Here is a 1,087-nt window from a genome sequence, read left to right on the forward strand (position 1 = left end):
TTTCACCCCAGCCTGCGGATTTTTAAACGTCCCCCGCACATACAGCGGCGAACGCAGTGTGATAATCCGAATTCCTTTACTCTCCGGATCAATAGTCAAATCCAGCTGTTCCGAAGCAAAACTTGCCGTGCCGGTAACATTAATCAACGCGTTCTCAGTATCGAAAGCAAAAATCTGCGGGCGCGCCACGCCGTTGGCAATATTCAGATTCGCCGCCGCGCAGTTCACCCGCACCTCATCGTCACCAAATATCGCACCGACAATGTAGTTGCCGACATTCAGCCCAACAATCTCCATCAGGTTGCGGCTCACCAGCCCGTCATTCATCAACAGTTTCAGGTTGCCGTTACTGTTGCCTAAAAGTGCTGCCACCGAGTTACCGCTACCGCGTAGTTCCGCGTCACCGTTCATTTCCCCCAGCGTCTTCTGCATCAGTTCCACATCGGGCATCAGTTCTTTCAGTTTCAGTCGACGAGCCTGAATATCTGCCCGCCCCTGCATCGGCTTTTTATCGCCTTCCAGATGAATATTCGCCGCAATGCTGCCGCCCGCCATGCCAAATTTCAGCGGTTGCAGGCGCAGGTCAGCATTTTTGAGGATGATATGAGTAGAAAGATCGCTAATCGGCAGGCTACTGCCATGCTCAATGCGCCGCCCTTTGAAGCGAACATCGGCATCCATAACGTCCCATTTATCGGTTTCGAAGCGGTCATAAGGCAGCACTTTGCCCGCAGGCTGAACGCTTTTTTCGCCCTTCTTCTGTTCAGACCGTTTCGACTTTTCTGCCCCTTTCCCGGAATCAACGCCAATCAACGGTCCCAGGTCCGCCAGCCGCAATTGCCGCGACTCGACATCACCTTCCAGTTTTGGTCGTGGCTTTCCGGTGGTGTAGACCAGAGAACCGTGGATATCGCTATCACCAATTCGCCCATTAAAACCGCGATAATCAAAGACCGACGATTTTTCAGTGTCGATTTTCGCTACCAGCCGACCATCCGTTTCAAACGGCGGGGTATCGGGCAGCAGAACGCCCGTCAGTTCATAGAGATCACCCAGTGAATCGCCAGAAAATTTAAGCCGTAAATCG

General features: G+C 52.6%; 1 protein-coding gene. It reads right to left on the minus strand.

Features of this window, described 5'->3' with window-relative positions:
- Positions 1–1,087 (minus strand): AsmA family protein (locus R7Z41_RS24290; RefSeq protein WP_318141677.1); only part of this gene is annotated, 1,087 nt, incomplete at both ends.

It is taken from the genome of Vibrio sp. 1457 (assembly GCF_033340195.1).
GTDB classification, from domain to species: domain Bacteria; phylum Pseudomonadota; class Gammaproteobacteria; order Enterobacterales; family Vibrionaceae; genus Vibrio; species Vibrio alginolyticus.